Below are 18,675 nucleotides of genomic sequence, written 5' to 3'. Positions count from 1 at the left end.
GGACTTTATGTCGATATCGCGCTCGCTGAAGATTGTTGCCACCCTGTACCGCTACGGTCTGGATGATTTCCTGGAAGGGCATTCCAGGCTGGCCTTCCTGCACAAGCTGTTCCGCCTGTGTCCTATCGCGCGCGACACCGCCGCGCCTCTGCCGGCGCGGATGCGCATGGCGCTGGAGAGCCTGGGGCCGATCTTCGTCAAGTTCGGCCAGGTGCTGTCCACCCGACGCGACTTGCTGCCGCCGGAATACGCCGACGAATTGGCCTTGCTGCAAGACCGGGTGCCGCCGTTCGACGGCGCGCTGGCGCAGCAGGTGGTGGAAAGCAGCCTGGGCCGCAAGATCGACGAAATCTATGTCGATTTCAACCTGACCCCGGTGGCCAGCGCCTCCGTCGCCCAGGTGCATAAGGCCTGGCTGCGGCAAGCGGACGGCAGCCGCGGCCGCGAAGTGGCGGTCAAGGTGTTGCGGCCCGGCATCCTGCCGGTGATCGAACAGGACCTGTCGCTGATGCGCACGCTGGCCGGCTGGGTGGAGAAGCTGTTCGCCGACGGCAAGCGGCTGAAGCCGCGCGAAGTGGTGGCCGAGTTCGACAAATACCTGCACGACGAGCTGGACATGATGCACGAGGCGGCCAACGCCTCGCAGCTGCGGCGCAACTTCAAGGGCTCGGACAAGCTGATCGTGCCGGAAGTGTTCTACGACTACTCCAGCCGCGAGGTGCTGACGCTGGAGTGGATGCACGGCATCCCGGTAGGCCAGGTGGAGCGGTTGCGGCAGGCCGGCATCGACCTGAGCAAGCTCAGCCGCTACGGCGTGGAAATCTTCTTTACCCAGGTGTTCCGCCACGGCTTTTTCCATGCCGACATGCATCCGGGCAATATCTTCGTGGCCGCCGACGGCCGCTATATCGCGCTGGACTTCGGCATCGTCGGCAGCCTGACCGACACCGACAAGCACTATCTGGCGGTCAACTTCCTGGCTTTCTTCAACCGCGATTACCACCGCGTGGCCACCGCCCACATCGAATCGGGCTGGGTGCCCAAGGATACCCGCGCCGAAGAGCTGGAAGCCGCGGTTCGCACCGTGTGCGAACCGATCTTCGAGAAGCCACTGTCGCAAATTTCCTTCGGCATGGTGCTGCTGCGGCTGTTTGAAACCAGCCGCCGCTTCAATGTGGAAATCCAGCCGCAGCTGGTGCTGCTGCAGAAGACTTTGCTGAATATCGAAGGCCTGGGCCGCCAGCTGGACCCGGAGCTGGACTTGTGGGACACCGCCAAGCCCTTCCTCACCAAGTGGATGAACGAGCAGGTCGGTTGGCGCGGCCTGTTGCGCACGCTGAAAAATGAAGCGCCGCAATGGGCGACGACCTTGCCGACCTTGCCGCGCAAGCTGAACGATACGCTGAGCTCGGCCAAGACCGACCTGCTGGTGGAAGGCTATATCCAGCTGATGCGCGAACAGAAGCGACAGAATTTCCTGCTGCTGCTGATCGCCCTGCTGCTGGCTGCGCTGTTGGCGAAGACGTTGTGGTAGGACTGATGTTGCGCCGATGTCTTGGCGAGCGGGAGAAACGGGCAATGGCCAACGGCTGTTGCCCGTTTTTTCTGGGCGTGCAGACGCCAGGCACGCTGCGTTGTGGATAAGTATCGGCTACGGTGTGCAACTGTGGATAAGTCGATCGGCTGCCGCGCGGCGGCCAAGGGCATGTTTTCTGAATGCCTTGCCCGCGGCATGGCCGTAAATGTCTGTCGAATCAGGCGCATGGCATGAATCTTCCATGGCATGGTGCTAATTATTGCCGGACGCCGCAGGGTGGGCGAAAAATGCGGTAATCTTGGCCAAAAATACCACTCATCAGGAGCTGCTTATGTTAAGCCGCAACGCGGCGCTGCCGCGCATCGTCATTGTCGGGGGAGGCGCCGGCGGGCTGGAGCTGGCCACCCGTTTGGGCCGCACCCTGGGCGCGCGCCACCGCGCGCAGATCGTGCTGGTCGATGGCTCGCCTACTCACATCTGGAAACCGCTGCTGCACGAAGTGGCGACCGGTGCGCTGAATACCGGCGAGGACGAAGTCAATTACTTCGCCCACGGCTACCGCAACGGCTACGATTTCGAATTCGGCTACATGACCGGCCTGGACCAGGCGCAACGCACGATACGGCTGTCTGCCATCCAGAGCCAGGATGGGAGCGAACTGAGCCCGGCGCGCGATGTGTCCTATGACTGGCTGGTGATCGCGGTGGGCGCCCAGGCCAACGACTTCGGCACGCCCGGCGTGGCCGAGCACGCGATGTTCCTGAACACCCCGGCCGATGCCGAAAAGCTGCGCCACCGCGTGCTGGAGCAGGCCTTCCGCGCCAGCGGCGCCGCGGCGCCGGCGCGCGCGCTGTCCATCGCCATCGTCGGCGGCGGTGCCACCGGGGTGGAACTGGCCGCCGAGCTGAACCATACCATGTGCGAACTGCACCACTACGGTGCGCGCCTGCAGCCGGAACGCGTCAAGATCAGCGTGATAGAAGGCGCCGAGCGCATCCTGGCCGCCGCGCCGCCGTCGCTGTCCGCTTACGCAGAGGAGCAACTCGCGGCCAAGCGCATCCAGGTGCTGACCAACAGCCTGGTGGCGGCGGTGGAGGCCGATGGCGTGGCGCTGAAAGATGGCCGCAAGATCGAAGCCGACATCACGGTATGGGCCGCCGGCGTCAAGGCGCCGGCCTGGCTGGCCACGCTGGACGGCCTGGAAGTGAACCGCGTCAATCAGCTGGTGGTGGATACCCGGCTGCATTGCGCCGGCGGCGACTGCATCTACGCGATGGGCGATTGCGCCGCCGCGCCGGACGGCGACAGCGGCCGCATGCTGTCCGCCACCGCCCAGGTGGCGCACCAGCAGGCGCGCTATCTGGCCGAGGAGTTGGCGCGCCGGCTGGACGACAAGCCGGCGCGGCCGTTTGTCTTCAAGCCGCAGGGCATGATGGTGTCGCTGGGCAAGCACACCGCGGTGGGCAGCCTGGCGGCCGTGGTGGGGCCGAAGCGCGATTACCACGTGGAAGGCCGCGGCGCGAAGCTGATCTACGCCTCGCTGTACCGCATGCACCAGGCGGCGGTGCATGGCTGGGTGCTGGCAATCCTGCTGTTCATCGGCGACAAGCTGCGCCGCGCGGCGCGGCCGGCATTGAAGCTGCATTGATGATGGCGTGGGCCGTTCAGGTCCGCTTGAGGGAAGTTTTGGCGAATGCCGCTCACTTGCGGAAAGTGAGCGGCATTTTGTTTTATGTGGAATCCGCTGCGCGGATGGATGCTTCTATGCCGGTTCCGCCCGGTCGACGGGTGAGGGGGCTGTGCGGCCAGCCCCCTCACGACCCCAGGCCACCCCTCCGGCCACGAATTCCCGCCCTGAAAACCGAGTGCAAGGCGCTGGCGAACTCGGCGCGCGCTAACGTCGCGCGCCTCAAACAAACGCCAGCTTAAAACCTTGCTCTCGGTTTTCAGGGCGGCGTGGCCAGAAGGGGAGTTGGGTGGCTGGCGATTTGCCATTTGCTTCACGCTAGGGGCTGTTGACGTTTGGTGAGTGGATCGCGTTTGCGCCGATTTGGGCCGGAAGCAAGGCGCACAGTCCGACGCATAGTCATTCTATGCAAGGGCTGGGCAACGCGGCTTCCGGCCCAAAGCGGCCAAACCCGCAGGGCCGGGCGCCTTTCGCGCCGACTCCTCGTTGTTCCGCGCTGGCAGAGAATGACTATGCGGCGCGCGAAACGCCTCGATTCGGCGCAAAACGCATCCCGGCGCGACCGCTCACAAAACGTCAACAGCCCCTAGTGCCATTAGTTTGTCTTGCCTATCTTGTGATCTGTGCTGCGCCGCAACTTGACCCATTGCCGCCTTTCTTCGATGCTGCTTTGACATTCGCATATCGAAGGAGCGGGCATGGAGCTGGGCAAGTGGTTGGACGAGCGGCCGTTGGGCGCATTTCAGTACCGGCTGTTGGTTCTGTGCGGCCTATGCATGATATTGGACGGCTTCGACGTGCAGGCCATGGGTTATGTCGCGCCGGCCCTGCTGGAAGACTGGGGCATCGCCAAGGCGGCGCTGGGGCCGGTGTTCGGCTCGGGTCTGCTGGGGCTGATGCTGGGCGCGCTGCTGTTCGGCGCCGTGGCGGACCGCATCGGCCGCCGGCCATTGCTGCTGCTGTGCACGCTGCTCTTTTCCGCCGGCATGCTGGCCACGTCCCTGGCCGCCAGCCTGCCGCAATTGATCGCGCTGCGCCTGATCACCGGCATCGGCTTGGGCGGCATCATGCCCAATGCGATGGCGCTGGCCGGCGAATACAGCCCGGCGCGGCGGCGCGCCAGCCTGATGATGATCATTTCCTGCGGCTTCACCGCCGGCGCCTTGCTGGGCGGCTTGCTGGCCGCCTGGCTGATTCCGGCCCATGGCTGGCGCGCCGTGTTCATCGTCGGCGGCGCCGCGCCGCTGCTATTGTGGCTGCCCATGCTGCGCGGCCTGCCCGAGTCGGCCAAATTCCTGCTGCTGCGCGGCCGGCCGGCGCAGGCCTTGTTCTGGCTGCGGCGGATGGACCCAGCCTTGCCGGCCGATTGCCAGCCGTGGCTGGCGGAGCAGCCGGCCTCGCGCAATCCGGTGATCGAACTGTTCCGCCATGGCTTGGCCCGGCGCACGCTGCTGCTGTGGCTGCTCAGTTTTCTGAATCTGATCGTGCTGTATTTTCTGTCCAACTGGATGCCGTCGCTGCTGCGGGCGCAAGGGCTGGACATGCGCCATGCCCTGCTCGCTGGCAGCATGCTGCAACTGGGCGGGGTGGCGGGCACCTTGGCCTTCGGCCACTGGATAGACCGTCTGGGCTTCCGCAAGGTGCTGCTGACCAGCTTTTTGCTGGCGGCATTGGGCTTGTGGACGCTCGGGGGCATCGAAGGCGAGGCCTTGTGGCTGTATGGGCTGCTGTTTTGCGCCGGCTTCTGCGTCATCGGCGTCCAGCCGGCGGTCAACGCGCTGGCGGCCAGCGCCTACCCCACCGGCCTGCGCGCCACCGGCGTAGGCTGGAGCCTAGGCATCGGCCGCATCGGCTCGGTGCTGGGGCCGTGGCTGGGCGGGGTGCTGATCGGGCTGTCGTGGAGCCAGCCGGCACTGTTCGCCCTGCTGGCGCTATTGGCTTTGGCTGCGGCGGCCGTGGTGTGGGCCTATCACCGCGAGCCCGCGCGGACGCGGGCGGAGGAGGCGGCTTAGATCGCCAGCAGCGCCGCGATCACGCGGCGGTCTTCCGCCAGCAGGATGTTGAAGGTGCGGCAGGCGGCCTGGGTGTCCATGCACTCGATGCCGATGCCGGCCTGAGTCAGCGCGGCGTACAGCTTGGGATGGACGAAGCGTTGGCTCTTGCCGGAACCGAACAGCACCACTTCCGGCTGATAAGCCAGCAAGACCTCGAAATGCTCCGCGGCCAGGCTGGCGAAGTCCGGCGCGGCCCAGCTGACGATCTCGTCGCCGCTGACGATCAGGTTGCCGTCATGGCGTTGGGCGTTGATCAGCACATGGCCTTCGCCATAGCCGGTGAACAGGTTTTTGCCCTGTCCCAGCGACTGATGCATTTTCATCGGAATGGCTCCATTGACTCTGGGTTGCGGACGATGCGCGCGCCGCGCGTCGGCGCTGTGCAGTGCGTCAAAGATTGGGATAGGATTATACCCAGACCCGGAGTGGACGCGACCACGCCCTGTATGTGGTTTCCCGCCGGCCAACCAATACGAGAGATCCCATGAAACAGCCACACCGCCAAAGAAACGCCATAGCGTCTGGCGGGCAGCCCGAAACGGAAACCCCCTCCATGCAGCCCGTACATAAATCCAACAAGCTCGCCAACGTCTGCTACGACATTCGTGGTCCGGTGCTTGAGCACGCCAAGAAGATGGAGGATGAGGGCCATCGCATCATCAAGCTGAATATCGGCAACCCGGCGCCGTTTGGTTTTTTCGCGCCGGACGAGATCATAGAAGACGTGATCGTCAACCTGCCGGCCGCCTCCGGCTATTCCGATTCCAAGGGCCTGTTCGCCGCGCGCAAGGCCATCATGCATTACGCGCAGCAGAAGAGCCTGCCCAATGTGGCGATGGACGACATCATCATCGGCAACGGCGTATCCGAACTGATCGTGATGGCCATGCAGGCGCTGCTGGACAACGGCGATGAAGTGCTGGTGCCGGCGCCGGATTATCCGCTGTGGACCGCGGCGGTCAGCCTGGCCGGCGGCAAGGCCGTGCACTACGTCTGCGACGAAGAGCAGGGCTGGTTCCCCAGCATCGACGACATCCGCGCCAAGATTACCCCGTCCAGCCGCGCCATCGTCATCATCAACCCGAACAACCCGACCGGCGCGGTCTATCCGCCGGCCTTGCTGCAGCAGATCGTCGACCTGGCGCGCCAGCACCAGCTGATCATCTACGCCGACGAAATCTACGACAAGGTGCTGTACGACGCGGTCAAGCACACCTCCATCGCCTCGCTGGCGCCGGACCTGTTCGTGGTGACGCTGAACGGCCTGTCCAAGAACTATCGCGCCTGCGGCTACCGCGCCGGCTGGATGGTGCTGTCCGGCGAGAAGACGCATGCCAAGGACTATATCGAGGGCTTGAACATGCTGGCCTCGATGCGGCTGTGCGCCAACGTGCCGTCGCAGTATGCGATCCAGACCGCGCTGGGCGGCTACCAGAGCATAGACGACCTGGTGGCGCCGGGCGGCCGCCTGGCGCGCCAGCGCGATCTGGCGCACAAGCTGTTGACCGAGATACCGGGCGTCAGCTGCGTCAAGCCGCAGGGCGCCTTGTACTTGTTCCCCAAGCTGGACCCCAAGGTTTATCCGATCGCGGACGACCAGCAGTTCATCCTGGAGCTGTTGCAACAGGAGAAGGTGCTGCTGGTGCAGGGCAGCGGCTTCAACTGGATTGCGCACGATCACTTCCGCGTGGTATTCCTTCCCAACTCGGATGATCTGATCGAGGCCATCGGCCGGATCGCCAGCTTCCTCGAGCGTTACCGCAAGCGCCACGGCAGCGAGGTCTGATCGTAGCGTTATGAGGCGGCGGAGAAATCCGCCGCCGGCAGGACCGTGCGGATAGCCCAAGCTGTCCAGACGGCCTTGAGCCGAATAAAAACCAGGGACTGAATGGAGATGTATATGAAACCGATCAATATCGGCCTGATGGGCGTCGGCACCGTCGGCGGCGGCACCGCCACCGTGTTGAAACGCAACGCCGGCGAGATCACCCGCCGCGCCGGCCGCGAAATCCGCCTGATCCAGGCCGCCAACCGCGATGTGGCCAAGGCCCGCGCCGTCTTGGGGCCGGATGTGCAGGTGGTGGACGATGCGCTGCTGGTCGTCAACAACCCGGACGTGGACATCGTGGTTGAATTGATCGGCGGCGACACCATCGCCAAGGAGCTGGTGCTGAAGGCCATCGCCAACGGCAAGCACGTGGTCACCGCCAACAAGAAGCTGCTGGCGCTGCACGGCACGGAAATTTTCGCCCGCGCCCAGGAAAAAGGCGTGATGGTGGCGTTCGAGGCGGCGGTGGCCGGCGGCATCCCCATCATCAAGACCCTGCGCGAAGGCCTGGCCGCCAACCGCATCGAATGGATCGCCGGCATCATCAACGGCACCTCCAACTTCATCCTGACCGAAATGCGCGACAAAGGCGCCAGTTTCGCCGACGTGCTGGCCGAGGCGCAGAAGCTGGGCTACGCCGAGGCGGACCCGACCTTTGACATCGAAGGCCACGACGCCGGCCACAAGCTGACCATCATGGCGGCGCTGGCCTTCGGCATCCCGATGCAGTTCGACCAGTGCTATCTGGAAGGCATCAGCAAGCTGGATGGCCGCGATATCCGCTACGCCGAGGAACTGGGTTACCGCGTCAAGCTGCTGGGCCTGACCCGCCGCACCGACAAGGGCGTGGAGCTGCGCGTGCATCCGACGCTGATTCCGGAAAGCCGCTTGATCGCCAACGTCAACGGCGTGATGAACGCGGTGCTGGTCAAGGGCGACGCGCTGGGGCCGACGCTGTATTACGGCGCCGGCGCCGGCGCCCTGCCCACCGCTTCGGCGGTGGTGGCGGACATTGTCGACGTCACGCGTTTGCTGACTTCCGACCCGGAGCATCGCGTGCCGCACCTGGCCTTCCAGCCGGACCAGCTGCAGGATCTGCCTATCCTGCCGATCGCCGATGTCACCAGCTCGTATTATTTGCGCATCGGCGCCGTGGACCGCGCCGGCGTGCTGGCCAACATCACCCGCCTGCTGGCTGAGAACGGCATCTCGATCGAGGCGCTGATCCAGAAAGGATCGGTCAGCGACGGCACCGCCGAAGTGGTGATCCTGACCCACCGCGTGCAGGAAAAAGCGATCAATCGGGCCATAGCCAGCATTGAAGCGCTGGACAGCGTGGCTGGCAAGGTGGTGCGTCTGAGGATGGAAGAGTTGAATGACTAAGTCTTTGCAAGCCGGCTTGTACGCCGCGCTGTTTACCGGCGTCGCCGCCGCGACGCCGCTGAGTCCCGGCCAGCATCAATTGCTGCAGGGCTTCCTGATGCGCGGCTGTCTGAAGCGCACGCCGGCTTCCGACGGCGTCGGCCAGCCCGGCAACGAGCAGGTGCAGCGTTATTGCCAGTGCGCCAGCGAGAAACTGGCCAATACCTTCACCGCGGAAGAGGTGATGGGGGTGCTCACCGGCCAGATCAAGAAAGACGACCCGCGCGGCAAACAGCGCCTGAAGGAGGCGTCCGCCGCCTGCGGCCAATATCTGGAAACACAGCAATGAACTATGTCAGTACCCGCGGCGGCATGGCGCCGCTGCCGTTTTGCGAAACCGTGCTGATGGGCCTGGCGCCGGACGGCGGCCTGCTGCTGCCGGAGCGCTACCCGCAGATCGATCGCGCCACGCTGGAGGCCTGGCGCGGCCTGAGTTACGCCGAGCTGGCGTTCCAGATCATCCGCCTGTTCGCCGACGACATTCCGGCAGCGGACCTGAAGGGCATCGTCGAGCGCGCCTACCGGCCCGAAGTATTCGGCAGCCCCGAGATTGCCCCGCTCAAGCGCCTGCATGACGGCCTGGCCATACTGGAGCTGTCCAACGGCCCGACGCTGGCTTTCAAGGACATGGCCATGCAATTCCTCGGCCAGCTGTTCGAGTACGTGCTGGACAAGCGCGGCGAGACGCTGAACATCCTGGGCGCCACCTCCGGCGATACCGGCTCCGCCGCCGAATACGCCATGCGCGGCAAGCGCGGCATCAATGTGTTCATGCTGAGCCCGGACGGCAAGATGAGCGCCTTCCAGCGCGCGCAGATGTACAGCCTGCAGGACGAGAACATCCACAATATCGCCATCCAGGGCATGTTCGACGACTGCCAGGACATCGTGAAGGCGGTGCAGAACGATCATGCCTTCAAGGCGCGCCACAAGATAGGCACCGTCAACTCAATCAACTGGGCGCGCGTGGTGGCGCAGGTGGTGTACTACTTCCACGGCTACTTCCGCGCGACGGACAGCAACCAGCAGTCAGTCAGCTTCTGCGTGCCGTCCGGCAACTTCGGCAATGTCTGCGCCGGCCATGTGGCGCGGCAGATGGGACTGCCGATAGACCGCCTGATCGTCGCCACCAATGAAAACGACGTATTGGACGAGTTCTTCCGCACTGGCCGCTACGCGCCGCGCGGCAGCGAGCGCACCTATGTCACCTCCAGCCCGTCCATGGACATCTCCAAGGCCTCGAACTTCGAGCGCTTCGTGTTCGACCTGATGGGACGCGACGCCGCAGCAGTACAGCGGCTGTGGGCCGAAGTGGACTCGGGCGGCGGTTTCCAGCTGGATGCGGACGCCATGCGCCGCGTGCGCGAGCAGTTTGGTTTCGTCTCCGGCAGGAGCGCGCACGCCGACCGGCTCGCCACCATCCGCCAAGTCGATGCCGAGGACCGCGTGGTGGTGGACACCCATACCGCCGACGGCATCAAGGTGGCGCGTGCGCTGCGGCGCGCGGGCGAGAATATCGTCTGCCTGGAGACGGCGCTGCCGGCCAAGTTCGCCGAAACCATACGCGAGGCGCTGGACCGCGATCCGCCGCGGCCGGCCGGCTTCGAGCAGCTGGAATCTTTGCCGCAGCGCGTGGTGGTGCTGCCGGCGGATGCCGGCCAGGTCAAGGCCTTGATCGAGAAAACCTTGGCCTAAGCCGCCGTGATGGCATAAAAAACAGGCTCCGCATGCGGAGCCTGTTTTGATTCCTGCGTGGCGGATCAGAACGACACGGCTACGCCGATGTTGCCGCCAGTCTGGTTGCCGCCGTTCTTGCCGCTGGTGGCGGTGAGCTGGCCAAAGGCGGTGACCTTCTTGTTGAAGTTGGCGCTGACGCCGGCCGTCCATTCCATCCAGTTGCTGGCGGGTTTGCCCAGATTGGTCGTCCAATCGCCCAGGGCGGTGGCGAGGCCGGCGGTGATGGTGCGGTCATCCTGCTTGAACTCGTGGGCGTAGCTGACCTTGGCGTAAGGGCTGAACTGGCCCACGGTGGCGTCCAGCTGCCAACCCACGCGGCCCACCAGCGAGCTGCGGGTTTGCTCGTTGAAATACATGCTGCTGCTGTTGCCGCCTTGTTCGGTAAATCCTCCAACCTTGGCGTGGGCGAAATCCAGCCCCGCTACCGGGCCATGGGTGAGGCTGCCGTATTGCAGGCGGTAGCCGCCGCCAATGCGCATGCCGTACTGGGTCTGGCGCGTCTTGCCGCCGATGTTGATCGTCGCCGGGCCTTCCGTCACGCTGCGGCTGGTGTCGACGTCGCCGGAGCCGACGTGCACGTCGCCGTCTATCCAGAACTTGTCCTGGTTGTAGCTGACCAGGCCGGTCATCAGCGTGGTGCGGTCGTTCAGCGTGCCGGGGGTGCCGGAGCTCGTCACATCGGACTTGCCCTGCTGGCGAGACATGGCCAGGCCCATGCTCAGGCTGGGCGTGGCCTGGAAATCCAGGCCCAGGGTGTACAGCTGGCCCTTGGGCTTGGATTCCAGGCCGTTGTAAGCAATCTTGTCCTGGTTGAATGCGCCGTCCACAAAGGCGCTGACCGTGCCGACGGCGCGCTGTTGCGAGCGGATGGCCTGGTAGCGGGCGTCCAGCGCGCTGCCGAGCTGGCGGGCGTTGTTCAGCGAGGAGTCGGGCAGCGCGGCGGCGAACAGCGGAGCCTGAGTCAGGCCGTAGAAGTAGTCGGATATGATCTTGTAGGCTTGCGGGGTCGGATGGAGCGCGTCTGTGAACAGATAATTGAGTCCAGGGACGACTTGCGCATTGCAGTACAACGCCGATTGCGGGCAAGCAGAGCCGGACGTATTGGTGAAGCCGTAGGTGCCCGGATTGGCCAGAATCTCGGTGAATAGGCCGTTGATGTTGGCACGGATAATACCGTGAGTCAGGCCGGCTCCCGCCAATTGCAAGTCAACCAGCTGGTTGTAGCCAGAGGAGCCGGTTTGCAGGGTAGGCTGAACTTGCGTGTTGTAGATGGTTTGCAGGGTGCCCGCAGTCAAACCGACTGAATTTTCTGCGTTGGCCAGCGCCTGGCTAACCAGCGCCGCGGAGCCAGCCGTCTTGCCGGCGCTCAGCACCTGCCAAGCGGCGCCCCAGGCGGTGGCCAGATTGGCGGCGTCCGCCGGCGTCGAGTATTTCGCATTGATGGTGGCGTATACCGCCAGCGGGGCGGCCGCGATATTGGGCAGGTTGGGCAATAGGATGGTATTGGCACCAATCGCTTTTAGTGTGCCAACAGCTTGGACGGTGTTAGTCGCAGATGTTGTCAGGTAGTTTTGGATCGCTGTTGAAGCGGCGGCTTTTCCTTGCGCCTGAGCTTGTGCCAACGTGGCGCCACCAGCCAGAGCAGATGTTATGGCTGCCGACATTGCAGCCTGGCCCACCTGCAAAGAGTTGATCACATCATTCCCCCCAATCCACACTGAATAGAGTGCGTTGGGGTCCGCTTTTCCACCACTTTGCTTTAGATAACTGGAAATCTGGCCTGGATTGGTGACCGTGCCGTTCACGGTCAGGTCTACGAGGTCGGAAACCTTGATTGCGTCGCTGGTTGGCGCACCGGTAACCGATTCCGGATTGGTATTGGCTGGGTTGGCCGGCTGCGCTCGCGCATCGCCTTGCGCGTAGTTGTTGCCATTTTTGGCGGTGATCTTGCTGTTGTTGGGATTATTCGGGGTAACCGAAATACCGAAGTGGCCGGCGAAGTTCTCCGACCAGCCAGCCCCGTAACCCAGCGTCCAGCGAGCGTTGGCAGGCAAATTGCCCAGTCCGCCAAAAGCGCCGGTGTCAGTCAGACTATCCCCAAAGAAGTAAATATTGCTGTAAGCATGGGCAGCGGCTGGCAGGGCCATTGCGGTGGCCAGGGCGAGAGCGGTCAAGCGGATGCGCATCAGGGTCTCCTCGTGAAACGAGCATGCAAATGTTTTATTTGGTTTAAGAGTCTAAACTCTATTCAAACGATTATTCGAATGTTGCAGCCACTTGTCAATGACATCCCATGTCATGGGGCGCTTGCGCTAAAATGCGGGCATGCGAAGACTTTTTTTGTGCGGTTGCTGCCTGCTGCTGGCCCTGTCGGCCCGTGCCGACGGCATCCAGAATCTGGGCGTGTTGGAAAAGCTGGCCGAGCAGTTTTTGAAACGCGAGCTGGGCTTGCGCGAGGCCAGTTGGAAGCTGGGGCAACTGGATCGCAGGCTGGCAGTGCCGGCCTGCGCCAAACCGAAGGCGGAATGGGCCAATCCGGCGGTGACCACTGGCGCGACAGCGGTTTTGCTCTCCTGTCCCGATTCCGGCTGGACCTTGCGCCTGCCGGTGATGATCAATGAAAAGCGCCTGGGCGTGGCGCTGAACCGGGCCGTGGCCCCAGGCGAGCAGTTGACGGCCGATGATGTCAGAATGGTCGAGATCAGCAATCCGGCGCTAGCCAGCAATGTGCTGACCGATGCCAGCCAGGCTGTGGGGCAGGTGATGCGCTCCGGCGCGCCGTCGGGCGCCTGGCTGCGCAACTTCATGGTGCGGGCGCCCTATCTGGTGCGGGTGAACCAGCAGGTCAAGGTGTCGGCGGAAGGCGAAGGCTTCGCCGCGGAGGCGGAGGGCATGGCGATGGGCAACGCCGCTTTGGGCGAGCAGGTCAATGTCCGGCTCAGCACGGGAAGGGTTGTGCGCGGCATGGTGCGGCAGGATGGCAGCGTCGCTGTGGTTTTTTAGCAGATATCGTCTAGAAAAATAGTTCAAGAGATTGTTTTTTCGGTCGATAATAGAGTCAGTTGAGTATAGCTTCTGGAAGGCCAGGCCATGAAAATCGACAATTCGGGCAAGCTGTCGGGTACCTACAGCACCCAGAGCAAGACCACCCCCCGGGCGCCGTCCAGTTCCAGCACCAGCGACAGCAGCGCGAGCGCTGACAGTGTGAAGATCAATTCGGTGGCCAGCCGCTTGAGCGCCATCGGCAATGATCCCAGCGCGCAGCAGCCCTCATTCGACGCCGCCAAGGTCGAGTCGATCAAGTCCGCCATCGCCAACGGCAGCTTCAGCATCAATGCCGACAAGATTGCCGACGGCCTGATCTCCTCGGCTCAGGAACTGCTGCACGGCTGAACGGCGAGCCGGGCGGATCGCCGGTAGCGATGAGGCGACAAGATGTCTGTCATAGATGAATTCACAGAATTGTGCCGGGCTGAGATAGCACTCATGTCCCGGCTGCTTGCGTTGTTGGAGCAGGAGCAATCCCTGCTGGTCAATAGGCTGGAGCACCAGTTGGATGCGCTGGCCGACGAAAAGAGCGAAGTGCTGGACGAACTGGCGCAGCAGTCCGCCTTGCGCGGCAAGCTGCTGGCGGAGCAGGGCGTGCAGGATAAAGATACGCTGTATATCTGGCTGGCCGACAAGCCCGCCGCCTGCGAAGCCTGGGTGCAATTGGAAGACGTGGTTGGCCGCGCCCAAGGCGTCAACCAGCTTAACGCCGGTTTCGTATCCGAACGTTTGCAGGAAGTCGAGGGCGCCTTGACCGCATTGCGCGCGGCCGCGGCTTCCACGCTGGGTTATGACCGCGACGGCAATCGCCCCGATGTGGTGACCGGCCGCCGCTTATTGGGATCGGCTTGAACCGCCGCTCTGTCAGCTTGGCGCCGCAAGGCGCCTTTTCTTTGCCCGCTGTCCGAATCATCGCGGCTGGGCGCAGTCGCCCCCTTTGTGGTATCTTCCCCAGCGGTCCCGTGAAAATCACATCCAGAACCCATGACCCTGATTTCCTTGATTCTCGCCCTGGCCTTGGAACAGTTGCGGCCGCTCGGCAACCGCAACCGGGTGTGGCTGTTGTTCACCCGTTACGCCAACCATCTCGAGCGCAACTTGAATGCCGGCGCCGAACGCCACGGCGTGCTGGCTTGGCTGGCCGCCATTGTGCCGGCCATGGCGCTGAGCCTGTTGGTGTTCTATTCGTTGAAGGCGGTCAGCCCCTTGCTGGCGCTGGCCTTCAACGTGCTGATTCTGTATCTGACCATGGGCTTCCGTCATTTCTCCAGCGCGTTTTCCGAGATTTCGCTGGCCCTGGCGGAGGGACGGGACCTGGACGCGCGCGTGGCGCTGGCCAACTGGACCGGGCAGCCCACTGCCGAGCTGTCGGTGGAGGAGATCTCCCGTCTGGCGATAGAACAAGGCGTGGTGGACAGCTACCGCCATGTGTTCGGAACCATGTTCTGGTTCGTGTTGCTGCCGGGCCCATCCGGCGCCTTGCTGTACCGCTTGTGTTCTATGCTGAATCAGAAGTGGGGCATCCGCGGCGCGACAGATGACTTGTTTGGCCTGTTTGCCGCCAGAGCGGCGGCTTGGCTGGATTGGCTGCCGGTGCGCTTGACGGCGGCGGCTTTCGCCGTGATGGGCGATTTCGAGGATGCCGTGTACTGCTGGCGCTCCCAGGCCAGAACCTGGGGCAACTACGCCAATGGGATTCTGCTGGCCTCCGCCGCCGGCGCGCTGGGCGTCCGCCTGGGCGATCCGCTGCGCCAGGATTATTCGGTGAAGTACCGTCCGGAGTTGGGCTTGGGCGACGAAGCCGATCCCAGCTACCTGAGAAGCGCGGTAGGTTTGGTATGGCGATCCGCCTTGTTGTGGCTGGCGGTTGTGCTGTTGATCAGCGTGGCCAGCCATATGGGCTGACGGTGTTGCCACTCCTAGGAGTGGCAATTGCTTTATCCGCCGCCGGTCGATTGATGAACATCGGGGCGCGTTGGCGCAATGGCGCGACGTGCCCCTCCGTATTGCAGGAGTGTGTTAAATGTTGTTTTCGGAACTGGGCTTGTCGCCTGAGATCCTGCGAGCGATCGAGGAGCAAGGCTATAGCCAGCCGACGCCGATCCAGGAGAAAGCCATCCCGCTGGTGTTGTCGGGCCGCGACCTGCTGGCTGCGGCGCAGACCGGCACCGGCAAGACTGCCGCCTTCATGCTGCCCATCCTGGAGCGGCTGAAGAAGTTTGCCAATACCAGCGTATCGCCGGCCATGCACCCGGTGCGCGCCCTGGTGATTTCCCCCACCCGCGAGCTGGCCGACCAGATCGGCGAGAACGTCAAGAGCTACACCAAATACCTGCCCTTGCGCGCGACCACCGTCTACGGCGGCATGAATATGGATCCGCAGACGCAGGAGCTGCGCCGCGGCGTGGAAATCCTGATCGCGACGCCGGGCCGCCTGCTGGATCACATCCAGCAGAAGTCGATTCAGCTGAACAAGGTGGAAGTGTTGGTGCTGGACGAGGCCGACCGCATGCTGGACATGGGCTTCATTCAGGATATCCGCAAGATCATGGGCATGCTGCCCAAGGACAGGCAGACGCTGTTGTTCTCCGCCACCTTTGCCCCGGAAATCCGTCGGCTTTCCGCGGACTTCATGCATTCGCCGCAGACCGTGGAAGTGGCCCGCCAGAACGCCACCAACGAGCAAGTCGAGCAACTGGTGTTCCAGGTGGACAACTTCAAGAAGCGCCAGTTGCTGGCGCACTTGATCCGTTCGCGCGAAATGAGCCAGGTGATCGTGTTCTGCAAGACCAAGATCAGCGCCGACCAACTGGCGCGCGATCTGAAGCGCGACGGCCTGGATGCCGAGGCGATTCATGGCGACAAGACGCAGGGCGCGCGGCTGGAGACGCTGGCCGGGTTCAAGGACGGCAATCTGCGCGTGCTGGTCGCCACTGACGTGGCCGCGCGCGGCCTGGATATCACCGAACTGCCCTATGTGGTCAACTTCGAGCTGCCGACCTCGCCCGAGGACTACGTGCATCGCATTGGCCGCACCGGCCGCGCCGGCGCCAAGGGGGTGGCGATTTCGCTGATGTGTCAGGAAGAAACCAAGCAGCTCGAGGCGATCGAGCGGCTGACCAAGCTGACGCTGCCGCCGCAGAGCGTGGATGGCTTCTGGCCGTCCTGGCTGCCGCGGCCTAAGTCGGCATCGCGTGAGCCCATTGTGCGGGAACCGAAGCCGCGAGAGTCGGCGCTGCGAGAGTCGCCGGCGCTGCCGATGCTGATGAGCCATGGCGAAGGCCTGAAGCAGCCGCGGCCGCCTGGCCGTCGCAGCCGCAAAGGCAAGCGCGAAATTCCGGCCCTGCTGTTGCCGCCGCGCTACAAGGTAGAGCTGATACGCTGATTTTGACGCAACCCCGCTTTGGCGGGGTTTGTTTTTTCAATGATCCCGCGCGAGCGGCGGCGTGCTTCAAACATGTCAGGCCATCAGATCCTGCAAAGGGGAGAATGCGTATGCAGAAAAGTCTGGTTTATGTATTGAGCGCAGGCGGCGTGATGCTGGGTGTTGGCGCGGCCGCGCAGGCGGAGCCGTTGCAGATGGCGCTGGAGCCGACGCTGAGCAGCCATGGCAGCGCTTTGCTGACGAAAAAAAGCCGGGATGGCGCGGCCGACTTTGAGCGGCTTTCCCAGCTGCGCGGGCTGGTGCATAACAGCTCGATTCATTGCAGCAATCCGGGCTGCCCGCTCTGCAATCCGCAGGGGCAGTTGCCGAAAGCGCCATGAGTCGTTGAACCTGAAATGGAAGCGCAAGGGCCGCTTGTCGCGAGACAACCGGCCCTTTTGCCTTGTGCCTTCAGGCTGCGTCGTCTGGCCGGGGCGGCAGCGCGGCGATGTCGCGCACCGGGGTGCCGGCATCGCGCTTGGCGTCGGTATGGCGGAACTGGTCGCGGACCTCCTGCACCAGCAGGAAAGGCGTGTCCGGCGGCAAATGCTCGCTCCAGGTGCTGATGGCGGGCTCCTCCGCGGCCGGCGCAAGCGGCGCGTGGCCTACGGCATAGGTCTCGAACTGCCACAGCACGGTCAGCGCCGTCAGGATCTGCAGCAATCTGCGTTGTGAGTATCGGAGTTGTGGCGTCATGGTAGCAATAGACGGGCTGGCGCCGCAAAAGTTGCAGCCCGCCACTATACCATCAACTGGCGATGGTTATGCTATTTGATTGATAGTGCTCGGCTGGGTCGATGTGGGTCATCACGTCCAGCACCGGGTGGCTGCGCATGACGCGCTGCTGGGCGTCTTCGGTGATGGCATGGGCCTGGAACACATTGATGCTGCCGTCGACTTCCAGATGCACGTCCACCAGGATCAGATCGCCCATCTTGCGAGTGCGCAGGTCGTGCACGCCGATGATGCCTGGCGTGTCCAGCAAGGTGGCGCGAATGGCCGCGACATCGTCTTCGCTGGCGGCACGGTCCATCAGATCGTGCAGCGCGTCCGAGGCGAAGCTCCAACCCATCTTGCCCACCAGCAGCCCCACCACCAGCGCGGCCACCGGGTCCAGTATCGGATAGCCCAGCAGGTTGCCGGCGACGCCGGCCGCCACCACCAACGATGACGCGGCGTCGGAGCGCGCGTGCCAGGCATTGGCCACCAGCATGCTGGAACGCACGCGCTGCGCCACCGCCAGCATGTAGCGGAACAGGCTTTCCTTGGCGATCAGCGCCAGAGCGGCGATCCACAAGGCCAGCGCATGCACCGACGGAATGTCTTCGGGATGGATGAATTTATTCGCGGCGGAATACAGCATGCCGCCGCCCACGGCCAACAACAGCAGGCCCAGCACCAAAGACGCGGCGTTCTCATAGCGCTGATGGCCGTATTGATGATCGTGGTCCGGGCCCTTGCCGCTGTGCTTGCCGGCAAACAGCACGACAAAATCGGCGAACAGGTCGGACAGCGAGTGGATGCCGTCGGCGATCAGGGCGGAAGAGTGCGCCCAGGCGCCGACGATGATCTGCACCGTGGACAGCACGATATTGACCACCACGCTGACCAGCGTGCTGGTGCGCGCGGCTTGCTGGCGTTCCACGCTTTCCGGTTCCTTGCGCGTGTCGATGGGGTGGTGGCTGTGGCTCATCTCGTTTATCCATACGATGGGAGGCGCTATTTTCTCATTGTTTTTGCTATCGGTCATTAAAATTCGATTGCAAAAGTAAATGATAATGAAAACGAGAATGAGCTGCATAGACCCTGCCGGTCACAGGGCTTACCAGCGTGTGGAAAGCAGGTACAGCAAGTAGACCAAGCCTAGGGGCTGTTGACGTTTGGTGAGCGGTCGCGCCGGGATGCGTTTTGCGACGAATCGAGGCGTTTCGCGCGCCG

At 63.6% G+C, this 18,675-nt stretch carries 17 protein-coding genes; 13 read left to right on the top strand and 4 right to left on the bottom strand.

What is annotated here, in order from left to right; genetic code table 11:
- Positions 1-7 precede the first annotated feature (7 nt).
- The 3 genes from ubiB (at position 8) to QUG01_RS13300 (ending at position 5,236) form a co-directional block, all read left to right on the top strand.
- Complete coding sequence (gene ubiB / locus QUG01_RS13310; protein WP_500830568.1) at positions 8-1,534, top strand: ubiquinone biosynthesis regulatory protein kinase UbiB; 1,527 nt, start codon at positions 8-10, stop codon at positions 1,532-1,534.
- A gap of 334 nt (positions 1,535-1,868) precedes the next feature.
- Complete coding sequence (locus QUG01_RS13305; protein WP_500830567.1) at positions 1,869-3,185, top strand: NAD(P)/FAD-dependent oxidoreductase; 1,317 nt, start codon at positions 1,869-1,871, stop codon at positions 3,183-3,185.
- 737 nt (positions 3,186-3,922) lie between these two features.
- The gene (locus QUG01_RS13300; RefSeq protein ID WP_500830566.1) at positions 3,923-5,236 is read left to right on the top strand and encodes an MFS transporter; all 1,314 of its coding nucleotides are present in this window, start codon (positions 3,923-3,925) and stop codon (positions 5,234-5,236) included.
- Here QUG01_RS13300 and QUG01_RS13295 read toward each other — a convergent pair.
- Entirely contained in the window at positions 5,233-5,601 is a 369-nt protein-coding gene (locus tag QUG01_RS13295; protein WP_043623523.1) for an Mth938-like domain-containing protein, read from the bottom strand. The two genes, QUG01_RS13300 and QUG01_RS13295, sit on opposite strands and share 4 nt — an antisense overlap.
- Positions 5,602-5,831: 230 nt before the next feature.
- On the opposite strand from QUG01_RS13295, the gene QUG01_RS13290 reads away from it, so the two are divergent.
- The 4 genes from QUG01_RS13290 (at position 5,832) to thrC (ending at position 10,223) form a co-directional block, all read left to right on the top strand.
- The gene (locus QUG01_RS13290; protein WP_043623521.1) at positions 5,832-7,064 is read left to right on the top strand and encodes a pyridoxal phosphate-dependent aminotransferase; all 1,233 of its coding nucleotides are present in this window, start codon (positions 5,832-5,834) and stop codon (positions 7,062-7,064) included.
- Between the two features lie 114 nt (positions 7,065-7,178).
- On the top strand, positions 7,179-8,489 hold the full coding sequence (locus QUG01_RS13285) for a homoserine dehydrogenase (protein WP_500830565.1): 1,311 nt from the start codon (positions 7,179-7,181) through the stop codon (positions 8,487-8,489).
- Positions 8,482-8,817, top strand: a complete 336-nt coding sequence (locus QUG01_RS13280; protein WP_071109634.1) for a hypothetical protein — start codon at positions 8,482-8,484, stop codon at positions 8,815-8,817. The genes QUG01_RS13285 and QUG01_RS13280 overlap by 8 nt, the downstream gene beginning before the upstream one ends.
- On the top strand, positions 8,814-10,223 hold the full coding sequence (gene thrC, locus QUG01_RS13275; protein WP_500830564.1) for a threonine synthase: 1,410 nt from the start codon (positions 8,814-8,816) through the stop codon (positions 10,221-10,223). The genes QUG01_RS13280 and thrC overlap by 4 nt, the downstream gene beginning before the upstream one ends.
- Before the next feature lie 65 nt (positions 10,224-10,288).
- On the opposite strand, the gene QUG01_RS13270 is transcribed toward thrC, so the two are convergent.
- Positions 10,289-12,451, bottom strand: coding sequence for an autotransporter outer membrane beta-barrel domain-containing protein (locus tag QUG01_RS13270; RefSeq protein WP_500830563.1), 2,163 nt, complete (start codon positions 12,449-12,451; stop codon positions 10,289-10,291).
- 139 nt (positions 12,452-12,590) lie between these two features.
- On the opposite strand from QUG01_RS13270, the gene flgA reads away from it, so the two are divergent.
- The 6 genes from flgA to QUG01_RS13240 all read left to right on the top strand — a co-directional run bounded on the left by flgA (position 12,591) and on the right by QUG01_RS13240 (position 17,078).
- A complete protein-coding gene (gene flgA / locus QUG01_RS13265; protein WP_500830562.1) occupies positions 12,591-13,268 on the top strand; it encodes a flagellar basal body P-ring formation chaperone FlgA in 678 nt (225 codons plus the stop codon).
- An 87-nt stretch (positions 13,269-13,355) separates the two neighbouring features.
- Positions 13,356-13,658 (top strand): flagellar biosynthesis anti-sigma factor FlgM, encoded by a 303-nt coding sequence (flgM, locus tag QUG01_RS13260; RefSeq protein ID WP_500830561.1) that lies wholly within the window; start codon positions 13,356-13,358, stop codon positions 13,656-13,658.
- A 42-nt stretch (positions 13,659-13,700) separates the two neighbouring features.
- Positions 13,701-14,165 (top strand): flagella synthesis protein FlgN, encoded by a 465-nt coding sequence (locus QUG01_RS13255; RefSeq protein WP_500830560.1) that lies wholly within the window; start codon positions 13,701-13,703, stop codon positions 14,163-14,165.
- A gap of 132 nt (positions 14,166-14,297) precedes the next feature.
- Complete coding sequence (locus tag QUG01_RS13250; protein ID WP_500830559.1) at positions 14,298-15,218, top strand: CobD/CbiB family protein; 921 nt, start codon at positions 14,298-14,300, stop codon at positions 15,216-15,218.
- A 118-nt stretch (positions 15,219-15,336) separates the two neighbouring features.
- A complete protein-coding gene (locus tag QUG01_RS13245; RefSeq protein ID WP_500830558.1) occupies positions 15,337-16,698 on the top strand; it encodes a DEAD/DEAH box helicase in 1,362 nt (453 codons plus the stop codon).
- A gap of 110 nt (positions 16,699-16,808) precedes the next feature.
- Complete coding sequence (locus QUG01_RS13240) at positions 16,809-17,078, top strand: hypothetical protein (RefSeq protein ID WP_500830557.1); 270 nt, start codon at positions 16,809-16,811, stop codon at positions 17,076-17,078.
- Between the two features lie 70 nt (positions 17,079-17,148).
- On the opposite strand, the gene QUG01_RS13235 is transcribed toward QUG01_RS13240, so the two are convergent.
- Both QUG01_RS13235 and QUG01_RS13230 read right to left on the bottom strand, forming a co-directional pair.
- Positions 17,149-17,400, bottom strand: a complete 252-nt coding sequence (locus QUG01_RS13235) for a hypothetical protein (protein WP_043623490.1) — start codon at positions 17,398-17,400, stop codon at positions 17,149-17,151.
- An 85-nt stretch (positions 17,401-17,485) separates the two neighbouring features.
- Positions 17,486-18,430 (bottom strand): cation diffusion facilitator family transporter, encoded by a 945-nt coding sequence (locus QUG01_RS13230; protein ID WP_500830556.1) that lies wholly within the window; start codon positions 18,428-18,430, stop codon positions 17,486-17,488.
- Positions 18,431-18,675 lie beyond the last annotated feature (245 nt).

The sequence above is a fragment of the Chromobacterium sp. CCUG 76385 genome (assembly GCF_059916625.1).
This window is presented reverse-complemented; position numbering and strand designations above follow the sequence as displayed.

Bases quoted from the DNA above. Each gene is read 5' to 3' on its own strand.
- QUG01_RS13285 (WP_500830565.1), top strand. From the start codon at position 7,179: ATGAAACCGATCAATATCGGCCTGATGGGCGTCGGCACCGTCGGCGGC.
- QUG01_RS13300 (WP_500830566.1), top strand. From the start codon at position 3,923: ATGGAGCTGGGCAAGTGGTTGGACGAGCGGCCGTTGGGCGCATTTCAG.
- QUG01_RS13295 (WP_043623523.1), bottom strand. From the start codon at position 5,601: ATGAAAATGCATCAGTCGCTGGGACAGGGCAAAAACCTGTTCACCGGC.
- QUG01_RS13255 (WP_500830560.1), top strand. From the start codon at position 13,701: ATGTCTGTCATAGATGAATTCACAGAATTGTGCCGGGCTGAGATAGCA.
- ubiB (WP_500830568.1), top strand. From the start codon at position 8: ATGTCGATATCGCGCTCGCTGAAGATTGTTGCCACCCTGTACCGCTAC.
- QUG01_RS13305 (WP_500830567.1), top strand. From the start codon at position 1,869: ATGTTAAGCCGCAACGCGGCGCTGCCGCGCATCGTCATTGTCGGGGGA.
- flgM (WP_500830561.1), top strand. From the start codon at position 13,356: ATGAAAATCGACAATTCGGGCAAGCTGTCGGGTACCTACAGCACCCAG.
- QUG01_RS13250 (WP_500830559.1), top strand. From the start codon at position 14,298: ATGACCCTGATTTCCTTGATTCTCGCCCTGGCCTTGGAACAGTTGCGG.
- QUG01_RS13280 (WP_071109634.1), top strand. From the start codon at position 8,482: ATGACTAAGTCTTTGCAAGCCGGCTTGTACGCCGCGCTGTTTACCGGC.
- thrC (WP_500830564.1), top strand. From the start codon at position 8,814: ATGAACTATGTCAGTACCCGCGGCGGCATGGCGCCGCTGCCGTTTTGC.
- QUG01_RS13270 (WP_500830563.1), bottom strand. From the start codon at position 12,451: ATGCGCATCCGCTTGACCGCTCTCGCCCTGGCCACCGCAATGGCCCTG.
- QUG01_RS13230 (WP_500830556.1), bottom strand. From the start codon at position 18,430: ATGAGCCACAGCCACCACCCCATCGACACGCGCAAGGAACCGGAAAGC.
- flgA (WP_500830562.1), top strand. From the start codon at position 12,591: ATGCGAAGACTTTTTTTGTGCGGTTGCTGCCTGCTGCTGGCCCTGTCG.
- QUG01_RS13290 (WP_043623521.1), top strand. From the start codon at position 5,832: ATGCAGCCCGTACATAAATCCAACAAGCTCGCCAACGTCTGCTACGAC.
- QUG01_RS13245 (WP_500830558.1), top strand. From the start codon at position 15,337: ATGTTGTTTTCGGAACTGGGCTTGTCGCCTGAGATCCTGCGAGCGATC.
- QUG01_RS13240 (WP_500830557.1), top strand. From the start codon at position 16,809: ATGCAGAAAAGTCTGGTTTATGTATTGAGCGCAGGCGGCGTGATGCTG.